The organism is Micromonospora sp. NBC_00860 (assembly GCF_045207375.1).
Classification (GTDB): domain Bacteria; phylum Actinomycetota; class Actinomycetes; order Mycobacteriales; family Micromonosporaceae; genus Micromonospora; species Micromonospora vinacea.
Genome location: NZ_CP108825.1, coordinates 4548149 through 4565683 on the forward strand (window position 1 = coordinate 4548149; position 17535 = coordinate 4565683).

At 73.0% G+C, this 17535-nt stretch carries 16 protein-coding genes; 8 read left to right on the top strand and 8 right to left on the bottom strand.

All coding sequences use genetic code 11. The annotated features are described in order from the left end of the window. The first annotated feature begins 115 nt into the window (after positions 1-115). From OH804_RS20795 to OH804_RS20825, 7 genes are all read left to right on the top strand, one after another. Positions 116-643 carry a hypothetical protein gene (locus OH804_RS20795; protein WP_406058956.1) on the top strand — a complete coding sequence of 176 codons (528 nt, stop codon included), beginning with the start codon at positions 116-118 and terminating at the stop codon, positions 641-643. Then, positions 640-1077, top strand: a complete 438-nt coding sequence (locus OH804_RS20800) for a ferritin-like domain-containing protein (RefSeq protein WP_406058958.1) — start codon at positions 640-642, stop codon at positions 1075-1077. Before OH804_RS20795 ends, OH804_RS20800 begins: the two co-directional genes overlap by 4 nt. Before the next feature lie 52 nt (positions 1078-1129). Continuing rightward, positions 1130-1729 carry a PadR family transcriptional regulator gene (locus OH804_RS20805; protein ID WP_196921584.1) on the top strand — a complete coding sequence of 200 codons (600 nt, stop codon included), beginning with the start codon at positions 1130-1132 and terminating at the stop codon, positions 1727-1729. Next, positions 1702-2460, top strand: a complete 759-nt coding sequence (locus tag OH804_RS20810; protein WP_196921583.1) for an ABC transporter ATP-binding protein — start codon at positions 1702-1704, stop codon at positions 2458-2460. Before OH804_RS20805 ends, OH804_RS20810 begins: the two co-directional genes overlap by 28 nt. Beyond that, positions 2457-5243 (top strand): FtsX-like permease family protein, encoded by a 2787-nt coding sequence (locus OH804_RS20815; protein WP_406058961.1) that lies wholly within the window; start codon positions 2457-2459, stop codon positions 5241-5243. Before OH804_RS20810 ends, OH804_RS20815 begins: the two co-directional genes overlap by 4 nt. Before the next feature lie 74 nt (positions 5244-5317). After that, the gene (locus tag OH804_RS20820) at positions 5318-5818 is read left to right on the top strand and encodes a nitroreductase family deazaflavin-dependent oxidoreductase (protein ID WP_406058963.1); all 501 of its coding nucleotides are present in this window, start codon (positions 5318-5320) and stop codon (positions 5816-5818) included. A 92-nt stretch (positions 5819-5910) separates the two neighbouring features. Further along, positions 5911-6648, top strand: coding sequence for a nucleotidyltransferase domain-containing protein (locus OH804_RS20825; RefSeq protein WP_406058965.1), 738 nt, complete (start codon positions 5911-5913; stop codon positions 6646-6648). A 6-nt stretch (positions 6649-6654) separates the two neighbouring features. On the opposite strand, the gene OH804_RS20830 is transcribed toward OH804_RS20825, so the two are convergent. Both OH804_RS20830 and map read right to left on the bottom strand, forming a co-directional pair. Further along, positions 6655-7368 (bottom strand): VIT1/CCC1 transporter family protein, encoded by a 714-nt coding sequence (locus OH804_RS20830; RefSeq protein ID WP_196921580.1) that lies wholly within the window; start codon positions 7366-7368, stop codon positions 6655-6657. Further along, positions 7365-8222: a type I methionyl aminopeptidase gene (gene map, locus OH804_RS20835; protein ID WP_406058967.1), complete on the bottom strand. Its 858-nt coding sequence runs from the start codon at positions 8220-8222 to the stop codon at positions 7365-7367. Before map ends, OH804_RS20830 begins: the two co-directional genes overlap by 4 nt. Positions 8223-8317: 95 nt before the next feature. Here map and OH804_RS20840 point away from each other — a divergent pair, with 95 nt between their 5' ends. Beyond that, the gene (locus tag OH804_RS20840; protein WP_196921578.1) at positions 8318-8632 is read left to right on the top strand and encodes an STAS domain-containing protein; all 315 of its coding nucleotides are present in this window, start codon (positions 8318-8320) and stop codon (positions 8630-8632) included. Positions 8633-8696: 64 nt separating this feature from the next. Here OH804_RS20840 and OH804_RS20845 read toward each other — a convergent pair whose 3' ends face one another. The 6 genes from OH804_RS20845 to OH804_RS20870 all read right to left on the bottom strand — a co-directional run bounded on the left by OH804_RS20845 (position 8697) and on the right by OH804_RS20870 (position 17418). Continuing rightward, the gene (locus OH804_RS20845; RefSeq protein ID WP_406058969.1) at positions 8697-12356 is read right to left on the bottom strand and encodes a SpoIIE family protein phosphatase; all 3660 of its coding nucleotides are present in this window, start codon (positions 12354-12356) and stop codon (positions 8697-8699) included. A 193-nt stretch (positions 12357-12549) separates the two neighbouring features. Further along, on the bottom strand, positions 12550-13101 hold the full coding sequence (locus tag OH804_RS20850; RefSeq protein ID WP_406058971.1) for a pyridoxamine 5'-phosphate oxidase family protein: 552 nt from the start codon (positions 13099-13101) through the stop codon (positions 12550-12552). 47 nt (positions 13102-13148) lie between these two features. Next, positions 13149-13856, bottom strand: a complete 708-nt coding sequence (locus OH804_RS20855; RefSeq protein ID WP_406058973.1) for a gamma-glutamyl-gamma-aminobutyrate hydrolase family protein — start codon at positions 13854-13856, stop codon at positions 13149-13151. A 44-nt stretch (positions 13857-13900) separates the two neighbouring features. Next, positions 13901-14668, bottom strand: coding sequence for a 3-oxoacyl-ACP reductase (locus tag OH804_RS20860; protein ID WP_196921574.1), 768 nt, complete (start codon positions 14666-14668; stop codon positions 13901-13903). Between the two features lie 5 nt (positions 14669-14673). Further along, positions 14674-16023, bottom strand: coding sequence for an aldehyde dehydrogenase (locus OH804_RS20865; protein WP_196924816.1), 1350 nt, complete (start codon positions 16021-16023; stop codon positions 14674-14676). A 30-nt stretch (positions 16024-16053) separates the two neighbouring features. Then, positions 16054-17418: a glutamine synthetase family protein gene (locus tag OH804_RS20870; protein WP_196921573.1), complete on the bottom strand. Its 1365-nt coding sequence runs from the start codon at positions 17416-17418 to the stop codon at positions 16054-16056. Positions 17419-17535 lie beyond the last annotated feature (117 nt).

The window sequence follows — 17535 nt, forward strand, 5'->3', positions numbered from 1 at the left end:
GCCATGCCGGCACGCCACCGGAGTGGACACGCCGGTGGTTGCGCAGAGCGTAACGCGCCTGCCCGGCGGCGGACCGGGCGGCGCACCGACGCCGGTGACCCCCGGAGCGGCGCGCATGGTGTTGACTTGGCCGGTGGGGATCGGCAGAACGACGCAGCGCGACCAAGCATCCGGACATTCCCGGCGAAAGCTCCTGAGTGCCGGGGCGCTGCTGGTGCTCGGCGGCGCCGTGACGCCGCTGACCGGCTGTGATCTTTTCGACCGCGACGATCAACCAGCCCCACCGCCCGACCCACTGCGGCCGATGGTGGACGAGTCGCTCGCGCTGGCCGCCGCGTACCGGGCGAGCGCCACCGCGCACCCCGAACTCGCCGACCGGCTCAACCCGATCGCCGAGACACACACCGCGCACGCCACCGAGCTGGCCCGGGTGATCGGCGTGACAGTGCCGTCGGGGGCCTCCGCCGCGCCGACCGCCGCCCCGGCGGCCGATCGGAACGGCGCGCGTGCCGCCCTGCGGGCACTGGAGAAGACCGCCCAGAAGTCCGCCACCGCCGCCTGCGCCGCGGCGCCCCCGGAGCGGGCCGCACTGCTCGGGTCGATCGTCGCCGCCCGAGCCACCCATCAGGAGGCACTGAAGTGAGGCAGCCGTCCGCCGGGGAGGCGCTCGCCTCCGCCCTCTCCGCCGAATACGCGGCCATCTACGCCTACGGACGGATCGGTGTCCGGCTCAGCGGAGCGGCCCGGGACGCGGCACGCCAGGCGGAGGCCGCACACCGACGCCGGCGCGACGCGCTGGTGGTGCAGCTCACCACGGCCGGCGGGGTGGTCCCGGCGGACCGCGCCGGGTACGCGCTGCCGTTCCCGGTCACCGACCGGGCGAGCGCCCTGCGGCTCGCCGCCGAGGTGGAGGAGCGCACGGCCGCGCACTGGCGGGCGGCCCTGGCGTCCACCACGGGCGCCGACCGGGACCAGGCGCTGGCCGCCCTGGTCGAGTACGCCGTGCGGGCCACCCGATGGCGGAAGACCGCCGGGCTGACCCCGCTGACTGTCCCGTTTCCCGGTCGGCCGGCCTGAACCGGTTCGCTCCGGTTGCGGTACGCATACCAGGTATGCATACTCCGTTGCCATGTCCATCCGTCACGGGTTGCTCGCCCTGCTCGAACGCGGTCAGATGTACGGCTACCAGCTGCGCGCCGCGTTCGAGGAGTCGACCGGCTCGACCTGGCCGCTGAACATCGGGCAGGTCTACACCACGCTGTCCCGACTGGAACGGGACGGGCTGGTGCGCCCGCTGCCGGAGAGCGAGGCCGGGCAGCGCCCGTACGAGATCACCGACGCCGGCCGGGCGGACCTGGCGCTGTGGTTCGCCACCCCGATCAGCCGTACCGACCGGCCCCGCGACGAGCTGGCGATCAAGCTGGCGCTGGCGCTGACCACCCCGGGGGTCGACGTCCGGTCGGTGGTGCAGGCCCAACGCAGCGCGACGATGCGGGCCCTGCAGGAGCTGACCCGGTTGAAGTACGGCAGCAACCGGCCGGAGGACCTCCCCTGGCGTCTCGTGCTGGACTCGATGGTGTTCCAGGCCGAGGCCGAGGTGCGGTGGCTGGACCACTGCGAGACCAGTCTGGTCCGGCACCAGCCCAGCGGCCCGGCACCTCCCCCTCCCCGGCCCGGTGACGACGTGCGGGACGCGGCTCGATGGGCCGGCGAGGAGGCGCGACGGTGAGCGGGCCGGACGACGCGGTGCTGGAGCTACGCGCCGTCCACCGCACCCACGGCGCCGGGCCGGCGGCGGTGCACGCGCTGCGCGGCGTCAGCCTGGTCGTCCGGCCCGGCGAGCTGGTCGCCGTGATGGGGCCCTCCGGCTCCGGCAAGTCGACCCTGCTGGCTCTCGCCGGTGGGTTGGACCGCCCGACCGGCGGCGAGGTCCGGGTCGAGGGGCAACCACTGGGGGCACTGGACCGGCGTGGGCTGGCCCAGCTGCGTCGCCGCCGGATCGGCTACATCTTCCAGCAACTCAACCTGCTGGGCAGTCTCAGCGCACTGGAGAACGTGGCGCTCCCGTTGGAACTCGACGGCACCAGCGGACGTCGGGCCCGCGCACTGGCCATGGCCGCGCTCACCGAGGTGGGTCTGCCCGCGTTGGGCGACCGCTTCCCGGACCAGCTCTCCGGCGGGCAGCAGCAGCGGGTGGCGATCGCGCGGGCGCTGGTGGGCGAACGCCGGCTGGTCCTCGCCGACGAGCCCACCGGGGCGTTGGACTCCCAGACCGGTGAGGCGGTGCTGCACCTGCTGCGCCGCCGGATCGACGCGGGTGCCGCCGGAGTGCTGGTCACCCACGAGGCGCGGCACGCCGGCTGGGCCGACCGGGTGGTGTTTCTCCGCGACGGCGTCCTGGTCGACACGACGGCACCGCTGGGCAGCGTCGAGCAACTGCTGTCCGGCAGCGAACGGTGACCATCCGCCGCCCGACGCGGGCCCCCGGTCGGGCCGACACCGCGTCGCCGCGGCTGGTCACACCGCCCGCCCCGGTCGGCCGACGGCGGTTCGCCGAGCTGACCGGCTCCTGGCGGGCGGCGCTACGGATCGCCCGGCGGGAGTCACGCCGGTCGCGACGGCGCACCGCCCTGGTGCTCGCGATGATCGCCATGCCGGTCGCGGCGCTGGCCTTCCTGGCGGCGAGCTACGACATGGCCGAGCTGACCCCGGAGGAACGCGTCGACCGCCGGCTCGGGGTGGCCGACGCGCAGTTGCAGTGGATCGCCAACGCCCCGGTGGGGCAGGACGAGTGGGGTGAGGGCTGGTACACCCGCGACGGCGAACTCCCCGCGAAGGTCACCGCGGCACAGCTGACCGCACTGCTCGGGCCGGGCAGCCGGGTCACCGAGGTGCGTCAGCGCGTTCCGCTGACACTGCGCGGCCCACACCGCGACGAGGTCGTGAACGGTCGCGTGCTGGACCTCACCGATCCGCTGGCCCGCGGGCTGGTGCGGTTCCGGGCCGGCCGGGCACCGCAGCAGCCCGGTGAGGTCGCCGTCAGTCCGGTGGCGCTGCGCCGCCTCGACCTGCGCCTCGGCCGCGCCGTGGCCGCCGCCGACGGGAGCAGGGCGTACACAGTGGTGGGGGTGGTCGAGTTTCCCGACGACCTCGGACCGGTCGTGGCGCTGCATCCGGGTGCCGTGCCGTCGACCGGTCCGGGGCCGGACCCGGACGGTGTCTGGCTGGCGGACGTGCCGGGCACCGTCGACGCTGCGCTGGTGTCCCGGCTCAACGACCGTGGGGTGGTGGTCACCGCGCGACACGGGATCGGCCCGGCGACCGGAGCGGACCGGACGTGGCTCGGTTCGATCGTGGGAGACAACCCCAACGACCTGGGCACCGGCGTCCTGATCGCCGGCCTCGGGCTGCTGGAGGTCGTCCTGCTGGTCGGGCCGGCCTTCGCCGTCGGCGTCCGTCGCCGCCGACGGGATCTGGCGCTGGTCGCGGTGGCGGGAGGGGACGCCGCCCAGCTCCGCCGGGTCGTACTGGCCGACGGTGTGGTGCTGGGGGTGCTGGGAGCCGCCGCCGGCCTGCTGGTCGGCGTCGGCGCGGCGTTCGCCGGTCGCCCGCTGATGGAGCAGTACGTCTTCAGCGCCCGCTTCGGCGGCTACCGCTGCTGGCCGAGCGCGCTGGTCCTGCTCGGTGGCGTCGCGGTGCTGGCCGGGGTGCTCGCCGCGCTGGCACCGGCCTGGACCGCCGCCCGGCAGGACGTCACCGCCGGGCTCGCCGGGCGACGCACCCCGGCGAAATCCCAGGGCCGGTGGTTGGCCCTCGGACTGGCGCTGGTGGCCGGCGGGGCGGGGCTGGCGGCGTTCGGGGCCACCCAGACCTCCCCGGCGGTGATCCTCACCGGGCTGATCCTCGGCGAGTTGGGCCTTGTCTGCTGCACACCCACGCTGCTCGGGGCGCTCGCCCGCCTCGGCCGGGTGTTGCCCCTGGCACCACGGATCGCACTGCGCGATGCCAGCCGCAACCGGGCCGCCGCGGCACCGGCCATCTGCGCCGTGATGGCCGCCGTCGCCAGCAGTGTCGCTCTCGGCGGATACCTGGCCAGCGACGGCGCCCGCGACGCGCGCGCCTACCGGCCGGCGCTGCCGACCGGCCACGTCCTGGTCTACCCGATCGGAACGACCGGGCAGCCCACGCTGGCCCAGATCACCGACGCGGCCCGAAATCAGCTCGGAGTCGGCGCGGTCGCCCCGGTGCAGACACCGAGCTGCGGAACGGAGCGCACCGGCTACTGCGACATCGCGCCAGTGCTCCCGCTGACCCGGGCCTGCCCCTGGCAGCCCGGTGTTCAACTCCCGGAGGCGCAGCGCCAGCAGGCCCGCGCGGATCCCCGCTGCCAGATCCGCGAGATCGACCACCTGGGCGGCTACGTGGAGGCCGGGGTCGACGACGGGACGGCGCTCCCCCTGCTCACCGGCGTGGACCCGGCCGCGACCGCCGCCGCCGCGGCGGTGCTGCGGGCCGGCGGCGTGGTGGTGACCGACCCGCGCTACCTGCACGACGGCCTGGTGACCGTCCGGGTCCGCGAGGTGGAGGCCGCGCCGGACCGGGAGACGAGCACCGTCCGGGACCTTCCGGGGTACGCGCTGCCTGGGGCGACCGGCCAGTCCCGCCTGCTGCTGTCCACCACCGCGGCCCGACAACTCGGGCTGAGCTGGTCCCCGACCGGCTGGGTGATCGGCACCACGACCCCGCCCGACGAGGAGCAACAGGCACGGTTCGCCGCCGCCCTGCGGCCCTTCGGGACGCTCGCGCTGAGCGTGGAGAACGGCGGCCCGCCACGCGACGTCTCACCGCTGCTCCTGCTGCTCGCGGCGGCGGCCGGGCTGATCACGGTGGGGGCGGCCGGGGTCGCCACCGCGCTCGCCGCCGCCGAGGGGCGTGCCGAGCTGACCACCCTCGCGGCCGTCGGCGCGGCCCCCGCGGTACGCCGGCTGCTGGCGATCTGCCAGGCCGGGGTCATCGCCGGTCTCGGTTCGGTGCTCGGCATCGTGGCCGGTCTCGGCACCGCCGCGATCGTGCTGGTCTCGGTGAACCGGCAGTACGCCAGTGACTGGCCGGTGTCCGACCCGTACCCCTTCCTGGTGCCGTGGCCCGCGCTCGGGGTCCTGGTGCTGGTGCCGGTGGTGGCGATGCTCGGGGCGGGCCTGTTCACCCGGGCCCGACTGCCCATCGAACGGCGGCTGGACTGACCGATCCGCCGGACGATCGAAAGGGGACCGCGCGGGGGTGCCGCCGGGGCTGGGCAGCCGGCAGACTGATCCGCGTGTCAGTGCTCAGGAATGTCGTCCGTCGACTCGGTCATCATCGCTGGTTCGGCGCCACCGCACGCCTGCTGGTTCCGGCCGATCGGATGGTTGGTCGACTCACCCGGGGCCGGGTGGTCGCGCTCGGCCTGCTCCCCTCCCTGCTGATCACCACAACGGGCCGTCGCTCCGGCAAGCCCCGCAGCAATCCGCTGCTCTACGTGCCCGACGGCGACGCGTACGTGGTGATCGGCTCCAACTGGGGGCAGACCCACCACCCCGCCTGGGCGATGAACCTGCTCGCCGAGCCCACCGCCGAGGTGGACGTGAAGGGCCAGCGGGTCGCGGTGCGGGCCGAGCGGGCCTCCGGCGCCGAACGGGACCGGTTGTGGCAGCTGCTGGTCACCGCCTGGCCCGCGTACCGCACGTACGTGCAGCGGGCCGGTGGCCGGGAGATCCACATCTTCCGGCTGGCCCCGACCGGGCGCGGCGCGCCCGAAGCTCCGCCGTCGGCTGGCTAGGCTGACGCTCGGTAGCCAAGGCGAGGTGGTCCCGTGAGCGCGAGGAGTGAGCCGGGGTTGCGAGCCCCGCAGCCGCGAACAAAGGCGGTCCCGTGAGCGCGAGGAGTGAGCCGGCCGGTGTCGACCGGGGCCTCGACGATCGACGGTGGACGGTCGCGGAGCGGGTGGCCGAGGCGGTCCGGCGGCGGTTCCCGGCCGATGCGCTCGCGATCGCGGTGCACGGGCCCCTGGCGCACGGTGACGACGACGGCGGCGGGGACCGCGAGGCGGGAATGCTGGTGGTCACCTATCGGCCCGGGACCGGGCCGCCGCCGGCGACCCGGCGGGTGGACGGGGTGCTCGTCGATCTGACCGTGGCCGCCGCCGAGGACTACCTGGCCCAGGCCCGGGTGCTCTCCCCGCTCTGGCCGTTGACCGCCGACAGGTACGTCACCACACAGCCGCTGCACGATCCGACGGGCTGGTTGCGGACGTTGCGCGACGAGCATCTGGGCCGGCTGGCCCGGGCCCGGCCGGCGGAGTTCAGCACCGCGGCCCGGCAGGCGTGGTACCGGGGCAGCGCGGCGCACTCCCGGGCGGCCCGGCTCGCCGAGTGGTACGAGACCGATCAGGCTCTGCTGATGCTCGGTGAGGCCCGGCTGGCTGCGGCCACTGTGACCGGCCTGCTGAGTCGCACCTACTTCCGTGACCCGGGGGACGCGGTGCAACGCACCGGGTTGGCCGGGGCGGACATGACCGAGGTGGGTGTGGTGCTGGCCCGGCAGGCCGAGGAGTTGGCGGCCCGTGGTCGTGCGGTCGACGGCACTGTGGACGAACTGCTCAGCGCCTGAGCCGCGTCACAGCCCGCCCGGTACGCCGATCAGCGAGCCGATCAGGTAGGTGGCACCGGCCGCCGCGGCGCCCAGCAGCAGCTGACGCATCCCACTGGTCCACCAGGGACGGCGGGTGAACCGGGCCACCACGGCACCGGCGGCGAACAGCCCGAGCCCGCCGACGGCGAGCGCCAGCCACAGTTCGGTGGCGCCCAGCAGGTACGGCAACAGCGGGACCAGCGCGCCGACGGAGAAGAACAGGAACGACGAGATCGCTGCGGCCCACGGGCTGGGCTGGTCGTCGGGGTCGACGCCCAACTCCTCCCGGACGTGCACCCGCAGCGCCTCCTCCGGGTCGCGCCGCACCGCCTCGGCGACCTGGGTGGCGAGGTCCCGGGGCAGGCCCCGGGCCACCCACGCGTCGGCCAACTCCCGGGCCTCCGCCTCGGGGTGCCGTTCCAGTTCCCGTCGCTCCTTGGCCACCTCGGCGGCGACCTGCTCGTTGGCGGAGCGCACGCTGGTGTACTCGCCGAGCCCCATCGAGATGGCCCCGGCCACCAGGCCGGCGCTGCCGGTGAGCACGATGCTGCGCGGCGACACCCCGCCACCGCCGACGCCTGCGATCAGGGCGATGTTGGTGACCAGGCCGTCCATCGCGCCGAAGACGGCCGGCCGTAGCCAGCCGCCGGAGACGTCCGCGTGGTGTGCCTCGCGCAGTGCCGCTGGGGTGTCGGTCACGGCACGGTCAAAATCTCGTGGCCGTCGTCGGTCACCACGATGGTGTGCTCGAACTGCGCCGTCCACTTCCGGTCCTTGGTGACCACTGTCCACCCGTCGTCCCACATGTCGTACTGGTAGGTGCCGAGGGTGATCATCGGCTCGATGGTGAACGTCATGCCCGGCTCCATGATGTCAGTGGGGCGCGGGCTGTCGTAGTGCGGCACGTAGAGGCCGCTGTGGAAGGCCTCGCCGATGCCGTGGCCGGTGAAGTCACGGACCACGCCGTAGCCGAACCGCTTGGCGTACGACTCGATGACCCGGCCCACCACGTTGATCTGCCGGCCCGGGGCGACGGCGCGGATGCCGCGCATCATCGCCTCGTGGGTCCGTTCGACAAGCAGCCGGGCCTCATCGCTGACCTCGCCGACGCAGAAGGTGGCGTCGGTGTCACCGTGCACCCCACCGATGTACGCGGTCACGTCGACGTTGATGATGTCGCCGTCCTCCAGGACGGTGGAGTCCGGGATGCCGTGGCAGATGACCTCGTTGAGGCTGGTGCAACAGGACTTCGGGAAGCCCTTGTAACCAAGCGTCGACGGGTACGCGCCGTGGTCGCAGAGGAACTCGTGCACCACCTTGTCGATCTCGTCGGTGGTCACGCCCGGCTTGCAGTGCTCACCGGCGAGCTGGGTCGCCTGGGCGGCGAGCCGGCTGGCGATCCGCATCTTCTCGATGGTCTCCGGCGTCTGCACGTGCGAGCCACGCCACTCCTGCGGGCGCTTCTTGCCCACGTACTCCGGTCGGGCGATCTGGGATGGCACCGGTCGCATCGGGGAGAGCGTGCCTGGTGTCAGCGGCGGACGGACGGTCATGCCACAAGCCTATCGCCGGGACCGCTGGTGACCCGCGCCACGGCCGCCCGGTGGAGGTTGTTGCCCTGCCAGGGTGGCTGTGCCATGGTGTCTGCGTGGATCAAGGGGGAGCACCGCCCGTCTTCTCCGCCAGCGCCGAGATCGACGGTGACCACCTCCACGTCGTGGTGGCCGGCGAAGTCGACATGGCGACCGCGGACACGATGCTCCAGACGGCGCTGCGCGAGCCCGCCGGGAAGATCACTCTCGACCTGAGCGCTGTCACCTTCTTCGACTCGGCCGCCATCCACGCAGTGGTCCGGCTCGCCCAGCAGTTCCCGGGCATGCTCACCGTCCGTCCGTCCCGGCAGGTCCGTCGGGTGCTGGAGATCTCCGGCCTCGGCGAGCAGAGTTGGCTGGACCCGGCCTAGGGCCGGCGTCGCACACTCCTCGACCGGCCGGGCAGAGCCCAGGCCCGCGCCGCCGGGCGCGCGGTCAGTCCTGCAGCTGCCGGCGCAGCGTCACCTCGGTGCCCTGATCGGTACGCCGTACCGACAGCTCGCCCAGCGCCTTGATCAGGGCCAGGCCGCGGCCCCGGAAGCCGGCGCCGGTCGACTCCCGCCACTGCCCGCTGTCACGCACAGTGGCCGTCACCGTCCGATCCTCGATGGCCACCTCCACACTGATCACGGCCTCGGCGGGGTGGATCGGGTGCTCGATGGCGTTGGCGGCGGCCTCGGAGACGGCGACGGTCAGGTCGAACAGGTCGGTCTCGCCGACGGAGTGCGCGACCAGGAAATCCTCCAGCCGCTTCCGCAGCACGCTGAGCCGGGTCGGGTCCGCCGGTAGCCGCAGCGCGAAGCGGTTCAGCTCCGCCGCCTCCAGGGCGAGGACCGCCACGTCGTCGCGGCGCGGCCGTCCGGTGACCCGCTCGACGACCGCGTCGATCAGGTCCACCACGTGCTCACTCGGGGCGGCCGCGTCGATGCGGAGCTGGGCCAGGGAGGCGTCGATGCCGAGCTGGCGGTCCTCGATCAGCCCGTCGGTGTAGAGCAGCAGTCGGGTGCCGGCCGGCAACTCGCCCTCGGCCGACTCGTAGGTCGCGCCGGGGAGGGCGCCGACCGGCGGACCGAGCGCTCGGTCGTGCAGGAACGCCACGTCGCCTCCGGTGATCAACAGTGGGGAGGGGTGACCGGCGCTCGCGTACCGCAGCCGACCGGTGCGGGGGTTGAACAGCAGGCAGACCACTGTCGCGAAGGAGCGACCCTCGGTGGAGCCGACCAGCCGGTTGAGCCGGGTCAGCGACTCACCAGGATCGAAACCCTCAAGCACGTACGCCCGCAGCGCGTTGCGCAGCTGCCCCATCGCCGCGGCGGCCCGGACGCCCTTACCGACCACGTCGCCGATGACCAGCACCAGGTCGTCGCCGTTCAGCGCGATCGCGTCGTACCAGTCGCCGCCGACCTCCACGTCGGCGCTGCCGGGCAGGTAGCGGCTGGCCACCACCGCGCCGGGCAGCTGGGGCAACGACCGGGGCAGCAGGCTGTGCTGAAGGGTGGTGGCGATGCGGTGTTCGGCTTCGTAGAGCTGGGCGTTCTCCAGTCGCACCCCGACGAGCCGGGCCAGCTGGGTCAGTGCGGCGTCGTCGGTCTGCGCCTCGTCGCCGTCCGCCCGCCAGACCTGCAACTCACCGAGCTGCTTGCCTGCGGTGCCGGTCAGCTCGGCCACGAAGGACGGGTCGGCGGCGGTGGTGCCGCCGCCGTCCGCCTCGAAGCGCGCCTCGGACGCGGTGACCACCACCCGAGCCGCCTCGGCGAGGCTCAACGCGTGCCGGGCGGCGACCTGGAGCACGTCGGCGGTGGATCGGGCGGTGTTCACCGCCACCGCCGCGTCGGCCAGCGCCCGGAGCCGGCGGATGATCTGCCCGCGCAGTTGGCCCAGCTCCACGTTGGCCCGCACCCGGGCGATCAGCTCCTGCGCGGAGAACGGCTTGGTGAGGTAGTCGTCGGCGCCGACGGCGAGACCGGCGACGGCCTCCGCGGAGCCGGCGCGGGCGGAGAGCAGCACGATCGGCACATGCCGGGTACGCGGGTCCGCGCGCAGCGCGCTCACCAGCCCGAACCCGTCCAGCCGGGGCATCATCACGTCGGTGAGCACCAGGTCGAACCCGCCCTCGCGAGCCAGCGGCAGGGCATCGAGCCCGTCGTTGGCGGTGACCACGTCCCAGGTCGGGGAGAGCAGCCGACTCACGTGCTCCTGTAGGTCGGCGTTGTCGTCGACGACCAGGATCCGGCCAGCAAGTTTGCTCTTCGCGGGCTGGCCGTCGAGCTGGGGTGTCTCCGCGACGCCGGCCCACAGCGCGGTCTCCGCCACGAAGAGCCGGGCCTGCTCGGGTTCACCCACTGGCAGCGGGTCGAACGCCGCCACCCGGTCCGCCGGCAGGTGCGCCGAGCCGAACGGAATGGTCACAGTGAAGGTGCTGCCCCCGTCGACCTGGCTGGTCAACCCGACCTCACCGCCGTGCATCTCGACCAGTTCCCGGACCAGCGCGAGCCCGATGCCGGTGCCTTCGTGGGTGCGGGCCCGCGCCCCGGGCACCCGGTGGAACCGTTCGAAGACGTGCGGCAGCTCGTCCGGCGTGATGCCGATGCCGGTGTCCGTCACCTCCAGCCGGGCCGCGCCCTCCACGGCCCGGATCCGCACCCGGATCTCGCCGTCGAAGGTGAACTTGACCGCGTTCGACACCAGGTTGAGGACGATCTTCTCCCACATGTCCCGGTCGACGAAGACCGGAGTCGGCAGCGGCGGACAGTCCACCACCAGTCGCAACCCGGCCCGGTCGGTGGCCGAGCGGAAGGTGCTGGCCAGCCGGGCGGTGTAACCGGCGAGGTCGGTGGGCTGGTAGCGGGCGGCGAGCCGACCGGACTCCAGTCGGGAGAAGTCCAGCACTGTGTTGACCAGCTTGAGCAGGCGCAGCGCGTTGCGGTGCATCATGGTGAGTCGGTCGGTTTCGGCGGCGGGCAGCTCCGGATCGGCCAGCATGTCCTCCAGCGGGCCGAGCACCAGGGTCAGCGGGGTGCGGAACTCGTGGCTGACGTTGGCGAAGAAGTTGGTCTTCGCGCGGTCCAGCGCGGCCAGTTCGGCGGCGCGGGCCCGTTCCTGCTCGTACGCCCGCTGGACGCCGACCGCCCGGGAGATCTGGGCGGCGACCAGGCCGAGGAAATCGCGGTAGTCGTCGCTGAGCGGCAGCTGACGGGCCACGCCGACGACCAGCCCGCCGACCGTCTGGTTGTTGGCCGCGAGTGGCAGCACGAGGGCACGGTCGGCGGCGTCGACCGGCAGCACGTCGAGCAGAGCGGCCACCTCGACCGTGGCGGGCGTGCCATCGGCGGTCATCCGCGCCAGCAGCTGCGACGTGACGTCGGCGGCGGGCGGGGCGGTGCCGGTGTGACCGGCCAGGGTGAGCTGGCCGCTGCCGTCAGCCAGGTAGATCAGGGCGAACGGCACGTCCGCCCGGTGCCGACCGAGCACCCCGGCGGCGGTCCGGCCCAGTTCCGCGGCGCTGCCGATGTCGCTCAACTCGGCACCCAACTCGGACAGCGCTCGCAGCCGGCGCTCGCCGAGCACCCGCCCGGTGGTCTCGCTGACGATGCAGTAGACGCCACTGACCGAGCCGTCGTCACCTCGGATCGGGTCGTACGACACGTTGAAGTAGGTCTGCTCGACGAAGCCGTAACGGTCCAGCAGGAAGGGATGGTCCTCGCCCCGGTAGGAGCGGCCGGTGCTCCGGACGTTGTCGAGCAGCGGGCCGAGCACCGCCCAGGTCTCCGCCCACCACAAGCGGGCCGGTTGGCCGATCACGTCCGGGTGTTTGCCACCGATGGTCGGCCGGTAGGCGTCGTTGTAGAAGGCCAACCGCTCGTCGCCCCAGAACATGACGATCGGCGCGCTGGAGGCGAGCATCATCCCGACCGCGTTTGTCAACGCCGGGGGCCACTGGCCGGGCTCACCCAGCGGGCCGGAGGACCAGTCGAAGGTGGCCAGCCGCTCGCCCATCTCGCCGCCGGCCGCGAACGCGGCCGCCAACATCGGCGGGGTCTCCCGGCTGGACAGGGCGGCATGCCCGATGTCCGCGCCCCCCTGGGCCGAGCTCATGCAGCCTCCCGCTCCGGCCGTACCCCTCGACCGTTGATCTTCACCCGCCGTGCTCCGACTTGTACCCCAGCGGACCAGCAACGTAACGCATTACGAGCGATGGACGCTGGTTACGTACGCCGGAGCCGTCGCGCACCGGACAGTGCGGGTGGACGGCGGCGTCGGGCAGCGGTGGCCGGAGCGCCCTGACGAGTCAGAAGACCGGCAGCCCGTCGATGCTCGCCGCGTTCCTGGTGGCCCGGTAGTCGACAAGGTCGTCGGTGCTGCGGCGGGAGTGTGAGGTGAGTAACAGGTCGCGTTCGGCCCGGAAGTCCATCAGTGGCACGGCGTATCCGCAGGAGTCACTGACCCGCTCCACCTCGACAGTGATGACCGCCCGGACGGCGTGCACGTCCGGCGGCGCGGGAAACTCGGCGAGCCGATCGGCGAAGGCGTCCTCGGTGACCGCGACGCTGCTGCCCCGCCCGTGCAACCGGACGATCTTCGGCGGGCCGTCGAAGGCGCAGAACATCAGCGTGATCCGGCCGTTGTCCCGCAGGTGGGCGATGGTCTCGGCTCCGCTGCCGTGATAGTCGAGGTAGGCCACACGGTGTGCGTCGAGGATCATGAACGTGCCACGCATGCCCTTCGGCGACACGTTGACGTGCCCCTCGGCACCGGACGGGGCGGTCGCCACGAAGAACAGCGGCTGCGCCACGATGAAGTCACGCAGTCGACCGTCGATCTCCGGATAAACCTTGCCCATGCGCCGATCCTCCCACCGGTGCCACCTGCGGGCAGGGGCGATCTCAGTCACACCCGCTTGTCGGCGGCCCGCACCAGCGCCGTGATCGGGCGGGGGTCCGACTCGTTCTCCGGATGCCACTGCACCCCGAGCACGAACGGCAGGGCCGGATCCTCGACCGCCTCGACCACGCCGTCCCCCGCCCAACCGGTCACCGTGAGCCGGCCCGGATCGGCGACCGCCTGGTGGTGGTACGAGTTGACCTGCTCGACCCCCGCCAGGACCGAGGCGGCGAGGCTCCCCGGCGCGAACCGCACCGCGTGCGCCCCGTACACGCCGGGCGCTGGACGGTGCTCCTCGTGACCGACCACGTCGGGCAGGTGCTGATGCAGGGTGCCGCCGTACGCGACAGCGAGCAACTGCATCCCCCGGCACACGCCCAGCACCGGCACCTGGCCCGCGAGCGCGGCGGCCAACAGGGCCAGCTCGCCAGCGTCCCGGTCCGGCCGGTCCTCGGTCCGCGGGTCGGGCGGCTGGCCGTACCGCACCGAGCCGACGTCCGCGCCACCGGCCAACAGCAACCCGTCGAGGACGGCCACCACGTCCGCGTCCACGTCGTCCGGCGGCAGCACCACCGCCCGGCCACCCGCGGCCGTCACCGCCCGCGAATACGCCTCCGGGACCAGCACCGCCCGTACCCCCCGCCAGACGGCCCAGTCGGCGGGTTCGACGTACGCGCTGACCCCGATCAGCGGCCTTCTCCTCAGGGCTGGCACGGTTCGCGACTGCGGGGCTCGCAAAACCGGCTCACTCCTCGCGCTCACAGAGGAGTGACGTAGGCGCCCGTGATGCCACCGTCGACCACGAACTGCGCGGCGGTCATGAACGAGGCGTCGTCGCTGGCCAGGAACGCCACCGCGGCGGCGATCTCCTCCGGTTGCCCGAAGCGACCCATCGGCACGTGCACCAGCCGACGGGCGGCCCGCTCCGGGTCGGCGGCGAAGAGTTCCAGCAGCAACGGGGTGGCCACCGGGCCGGGGCAGAGGGCGTTGACCCGGATGCCCTCGCGGGCGAACTGCACACCCAACTCCCGGGTCATCGCGAGCACCCCGCCCTTGCTCGCGGTGTACGCGATCTGCGACGTCGCCGCGCCCATCAACGCCACGAACGAGGCGGTGTTGATGATCGACCCCTTGCCCTGTCGCCGCATGTGCGGAATGGCGTACTTGCAGCACAGGTAGACGCTCGTGGTGTTGACCCGCAGCACCCGTTCCCATGCGTCCAGGCCGGTGTCCAGGATGGAGTCGTCGTCCGGCGGTGAGATGCCGGCGTTGTTGAACGCGATGTCCACCCGGCCGTGCCGGTCGGCCACCCCGTCGAACAGCTCACGCACCGCCGACTCGTCGGCCACGTCGGTGGCCACGAACTCGCCGCCGCACTCCTCGGCGGCCTTCGTACCGGCCGCCGCGTCGATGTCCACGCAGACCACTCGGGCCCCCTCGGCGGCGAACCGCCGCACGGTGGCCAACCCGATGCCGCTGCCCGCTCCGGTGACCACGGCCACCCGGTCTTGCAACCGACCCTGCACTGGCGTCACTCCTCCGTCGCGATGAACACGTTCTTGACGTCCGTGAAGGAGTGCAGCGCGTCCGGGCCCAGCTCACGACCGAGCCCGGAGCGCTTCATCCCGCCGAACGGGGTCCAGTAGCGCACCGAGGAGTGCGAGTTGACGCTGAGGTTGCCCGAGTCGACGGCACGGGCCAGACGCAGGGCCCGCCCCACGTCCCGGGTCCAGATCGAGCCGGAGAGGCCGTACTCGGTGTCGTTGGCGAGCCGGACCGCGTCCGCCTCGTCGTCGAACGGCAGCACCGAGACCACCGGGCCGAAGATCTCCTCCCGCCAGTGCCGGTCGGCCGGCGAGTCGGCCAGCAGCACTGTGGGTGCGTGCCAGAACCCGGGGCCGTCGGGGCAGGAGCCGGTGAAGGCGACAGCCGCCCCGGCGAGGTAGCCGGCGACCCGGTCCCGTTGGGCGGCGGAGATCAGCGGGCCCATCTCGGCGGTGTCCCGGGACGGGTCCTCGACGCGTACCGCGCGTACCGCCGGTTCGAGCAGTTCCAGGAACCGGTCGTACACCGAACGCTGGACCAGGATCCGCGACCGGGCGCAGCAGTCCTGGCCGGCGTTGTCGAAGACCGCGCCCGGCGCGGTCGCGGCGGCGCGTTCCAGGTCGGCGTCGGCGAACACGATGTTCGCGCTCTTGCCGCCCAGCTCCAGGGTGAGTCGCTTCACCTGGGCAGCGCAGCCGGCCATGATCCGGGTGCCGACCTCGGTGGAGCCGGTGAAGCAGATCTTGCGGACCGCCGGGTGGCTGACGAACCGCTCCCCCACCACCGAGCCCTGGCCCGGGACGACGGTGAAGACGCCGTCGGGCAGGCCCGCCTCGCGGGCCAGCTCGGCCAGTCGCAGCGCGGTGAGCGGGGTCAACTCGGCGGGCTTGAGCACCACTGTGTTGCCGGCGGCGAGCGCCGGGACGAACCCCCAGGCGGCGATGGGCATCGGGAAGTTCCACGGCACGATCACGCCGACCACACCGAGTGGCTCGTGGAAGGTGACGTCCAACCCGCCGGGCACCGGGATCTGCCGCCCGGTCAACCGCTCGGGCGCGCCGGCGTAGTAGTCCAGGACGTCGCGGACGTTGCCCGCCTCCCACCGGGCGTTGCCGATGGTGTGCCCGGAGTTGCGCACCTCCAGCGCGGCCAACTCGTCCAGGTGCGCGTCGACCACAGCGGCGAACCGCCGCAGCATCCGCGCCCGGTCCCCCGGCCCCACCCGACGCCAGGTCTCGAAGGCCGTGGCGGCGGCAGCGATCGCCGCGTCCACGTCCTCGATCGAGGCCCCCGCAACCTCCCGGAACCCCACCCCGCTAGCGGGATCCACCACCATGGTCACGCCGCCACCCCCATCTTCACGTGGTCAGAGGCGTTCGAAGCCACGGGTCAGCTCCCAGTCGGTTACCGCGGCGTCGAAGGCGGCCAGCTCGACTCGCGCCTGGTTGGCATAGTGGGCCACCACCTCGGGACCGAACGCCTCCCGCGCCGCCGTGGAGTTCTCCCAGAGGGCCAGGGCGTCGCGCAGGGTGCGGGGGACGCGCTCGGCCTCCGGGTCGTCGTACGCGTTGCCGGTGCACTCCTCGGCCAACTCCAGCTCACCGTCGATGCCGTGCAACGCCCCGGCGACCAGCCCGGCGATCGCCAGGTACGGGTTGACGTCCGCGCCGGGCACCCGGTTCTCCACCCGCATGCCCTGCCCGTGCCCGACCACCCGCAGCGCGCAGGTGCGGTTGTCCACCCCCCAGCGCAGCGCCGTCGGGGCGAACGACCCCGGTTGGTAGCGCTTGTAGGAGTTGATGTTCGGGGCGAAGAGCAGGCTGAACTCCCGCATGGTGGCGAGCAGCCCGGCGAGCACCCGCTGCCCGGTCTGCGACAGGTGCGCCGGCCCGTCGCCGAGCATCGCCGACGAGCCGGACGAGTCCCGTAGTGAGAAGTGGATGTGGCAGGAGTTGCCCTCCCGCTCGTTCGGCTTGGCCATGAAGGTGATCGCCATCCCCTCCTGGGCGGCGATCTCCTTGGCGCCGTTCTTGTAGATCACGTGGTGGTCCGCGCAGGCCACCGCCTCGTCGTACCGGAAGGCGATCTCGTGTTGCCCGAGGTTGCACTCGCCCTTGGCGCTCTCCGGGGTGAGCCCGGCGCCGGCCATCTCCACGCGGATGCGGCGCAGCAGCGGCTCCACCCGGGCGGTGCCGAGCAGTGAGTAGTCGACGTTGTACTGGTTGGCCGGGGTGAGGTCACGGTAGCCGCGCTGCCAGGCGTCCTCGTACGAGTCGCGGAACAGCACGAACTCCAACTCGGTGCCGGCGTACGCGGTCAGCCCGTGCTCGGCCAGCCGGTCCAGCTGCCGGCGCAGGATCTGCCGGGGTGAGGCGACCACGTCGCCCGAGCCGTCGAGCCAGGTCAGGTCGGCCAGCAGTAGCGCGGTGCCGGGCTGCCAGGGCACCCGGCGCAACGTGGCGAAGTCCGGCACCATCGCGAAGTCGCCGTAGCCGCGTTCCCAACTCGACATCGCGTACCCGTCGACGGTGTTCATGTCGACGTCCACGGCGAGCAGGTAGTTGCAGCCCTCGCTGCCGTTGGCCACCACCTGGTCGAGGAAGAACGGCGCGTGGAACCGCTTGCCCTGCAACCGGCCCTGCATGTCGACGAGGGCCAGCACCACGGTGTCGATCTCGCCCTCGGCGACGGCGACCCGCAGTTGTTCCAGCGTGAGCGGAGCTTTCCTCATTCGCGGGCCTCCATCACCAAGGTCTACTGGCAAACCGGATCACCGTCAATGCCCCCGGCGCCACGTGCGGCAAACCCGACCGCCGGCCGGCGGGACGGCAGCACCGCCCGTCCCGCC